We start from the raw sequence: 3,042 nt of genomic DNA, 5'->3' as shown, positions 1-3,042 counted from the left end.
AGTTGAACTTTCAGGAGATCTACTTCAGGCTCGAGCGCTTCTGGGCGGAGCAGGGATGCGTGGTGCAGCAGCCCTACGACGTCGAGGTCGGGGCCGGAACGATGAACCCCGCCACGGCGCTCCGGGTGCTCGGCCCGGAGCCGTGGCGCGTGGCCTACGCGGAGCCCTCGCGCCGGCCCACCGACGGGCGGTACGGGCAGAACCCCAACCGCCTTCAGCATTATTATCAGTATCAGGTCATCATCAAGCCCGCGCCCTCCAACATCCTGGACCTCTACATCCAGAGCCTGGTGAGCCTGGGCATCGACCCCTCGGAGCACGACATCCGCTTTGTGGAGGACGACTGGGAGAACCCCTCGATCGGGGCCTGTGGGCTGGGCTGGGAGGTTTGGCTCGACGGCATGGAGATCACGCAGTTCACCTATTTTCAGCAGCTGGGCGGGATCGACATGGAGGCCGTTCCGGCGGAGCTGACCTATGGGACCGAGCGCATCGCCATGTACGTCCAGAAGGTGGAGAACGTCTACGACCTCGCCTGGTCGGACACGGCGACCTACGGCGACCTGGACCTCAAGGGGGAGATCGAGAACTCGCACTACAACTTCGAGATCGCCGACACCGCGATGCTCTTCCAGCTCTTCGCCATGTACGAGGCCGAGGCCGGGCGCATCCTGGACAAGGGGTTCGTCCTGCCCGCCTACGACTACGTCCTGAAGAGCTCGCACACCTTCAACCTGCTGGACGCGCGCGGAGCCGTCAGCGTGACGGAGCGGACCGGCTACATCGGCCGGATCCGCGCGCTGGCCAGCCGCTGTGCCGCGGCCTACCGGAAGCAGCGCGAGGAGATGGGTTTCCCGTTCATGGGGAAATTCGGCGCTCCGGCGCAGTACGCCAAGGCCGCTGCCGCTGCTGAAACCGTTTCCGAGCTCGTCGGGGGGAGGAATGCGTGATGGCTTTGAGGAACGTCATCCTGGAGATCGGAACGGAGGAGCTTCCCTCCCGCTTCCTTCCCGAGACCCTGAGGTCCCTGGAGCGGCTGGCGGTCTCCGCTCTGTCGGATAACCGGCTTCAAGGACGTCAGGACCTACGCGACGCCGCGGCGCCTGGTCCTGCACATTCGAGAGCTGGACGAGACCCAGAGTTCGTCGGTGTCGCTGCTCAAGGGGCCGCCCCTCGCGTCGGCCTACGACTCGAAGGGGGAACCCACCCGCGCCGCCCTGGGCTTCGCGAAGAGCAAGGGCGTGGAGGTCGATTCGCTGGGCGAGCTCGAGGTGGATGGGGTGAAGTACGTGGCTGCCGAGGTCCGCGAGGAGAGCCGGCGCACCCTGGATGTTCTGCCCGGTCTCCTGCGCGGCCTCGTCGAGGGACTCTCGTTCCCCAAGAGCATGTATTGGGCCGACCCGGGCGTGCGTTTTGCCCGGCCCATCCGCTGGCTCCTCGCCCTTGCCGACGATGCGGTCGTCCCCTTCGAGTACGGCGACGTGAGGAGCGGCCGGACGACCAGCGGGCACCGCTTCATGGGGCAGAGGTCCATCGAGATCCGGAACGCGGACGAGTTTCTGGAGCGCCTCTACGACAACAGCGTGATTCTGGATCAGGACAAACGCCGCCAAAAGCTGGAGGCGTCCATATCGCTCCTGAAGCAGGACTTCGAGGGCAATCTCGAGGTGGAGATGGATCCCGAGCTGCTGGAGGAGAACCTGTTCCTGGTCGAGTTCCCGGCGCCCTTCATCGGGACGTTCGACGAGCGCTATCTGGAGATCCCCGAGGAGGTCCTGATCACCTCCATGAAGAAGAACCAGAAGTACTTCGCGGTTCGGAACAGGGACAGGGGAAACGCGTTGGCGAACGTCTTCATCGGGGTCAGCAACAACAGGGCCACGGACATGAGGACGATCCGGGAGGGGAACGAACGGGTCCTGAGGGCCCGCCTCGAGGACGCCGCCTTCTTCTGGGCGGAGGACCGAAGGAAACCGCTGTCGACGAACGTGGAGCGTCTGAAGGACGTGACGTACCAGGAGAAGCTGGGCTCCGTGTACGACAAGGTGGAGCAGACTCGGAAGCTGGCGCTTCTGCTTTGCGAGCGGCTGGGCCGGGACTCCCTGGCCAAGCTGGTGGAGCGTGCGGCCTGGCTCTCCAAGGCCGACCTCGTCACGCGCATGGTCTACGAGTTCCCCGAGCTCCAGGGGGTGATGGGGCGCGAGTACGCACGCCATGACGGCGAGGACCCGCGCGTGGCCCTGGCCCTCTACGAGCAGTACCTGCCGCGCTTTGCCTCGGACAGCCTGCCGACCGACGACGTGGGGGCGATCCTGGGTCTGGCCGAGCGCATCCATATCGTCGTGAGCTGCCACAAGGTGGGGCTCGAGCCGACGGGCTCGCAGGACCCCTATGGGCTGCGCCGTGCGGCCCGCTGCATCAACGAGATCCTGTGGGGCCGGAATCTGGACCTGGACCTCGAGGAGGCGGTTCGGGAGTCCGCCCTGCTGAACCAGGTGGAGCAGGATGTGCTGGAGCGTATCCTTGCCTTCATTGGGCAGCGGCTGCTGGTCCAGCTCAAGGAGAAGGGGTACGAGCACGAGCTCGCCGCGCTGGCCCTCTCGGTCATCGGCCGCCGGCCCTGCCAGGCCCTGCGCCTGATGGAGGCCCTGAACGAGGTGAAGGACGAGCCCTGGTTCTCGGACCTCATGACCTCCGCGGTGCGCGTCCGGAACATCCTCCAGAAGGCCCCGGAAGCCCCCGATGCCGTGGACCCCGCGCTGCTTGCCAAACCGGCGGAGCGGGCACTCTATGAGGAGGTCGTGAGGCTGGAGCCCGGGGTTCGGGAGGTGCTGAACTCGAACGACTGGAAGGGGCTGACGGCGCGTCTGGCCGAGCTCTCTCCCGTGGTGTCGGCCTTCTTCGACGACGTCATGGTCATGGATAAGGACGAAAGCATACGGAACAACCGCCTTGGTCTTCTGAAAGCCATCGATACTCTCGCTTTAAGCCTTGCCGACTTCAGTAAGATCGTCACCCAGTGAAAAAGGATTTATGAACAAA

2 protein-coding genes are annotated in these 3,042 nt (G+C 65.1%); both read left to right on the top strand.

The genetic code is table 11. The features are described from left to right. Positions 1-2 precede the first annotated feature (2 nt). Complete coding sequence (glyQ, locus tag Q0176_RS00565) at positions 3-950, top strand: glycine--tRNA ligase subunit alpha (RefSeq protein WP_299297978.1); 948 nt, start codon at positions 3-5, stop codon at positions 948-950. Between the two features lie 108 nt (positions 951-1,058). Beyond that, positions 1,059-3,023 carry a glycine--tRNA ligase subunit beta gene (gene glyS, locus Q0176_RS00560; protein WP_366796952.1) on the top strand — a complete coding sequence of 655 codons (1,965 nt, stop codon included), beginning with the start codon at positions 1,059-1,061 and terminating at the stop codon, positions 3,021-3,023. Positions 3,024-3,042 lie beyond the last annotated feature (19 nt).

Origin of the sequence: uncultured Fretibacterium sp., assembly GCF_938040765.1 — a bacterium.
Lineage (GTDB): Bacteria > Synergistota > Synergistia > Synergistales > Aminobacteriaceae > CAJPSE01.
Note: the sequence above shows the minus strand (reverse complement) of the source record. Positions and strands in the feature narration are given on the sequence as shown.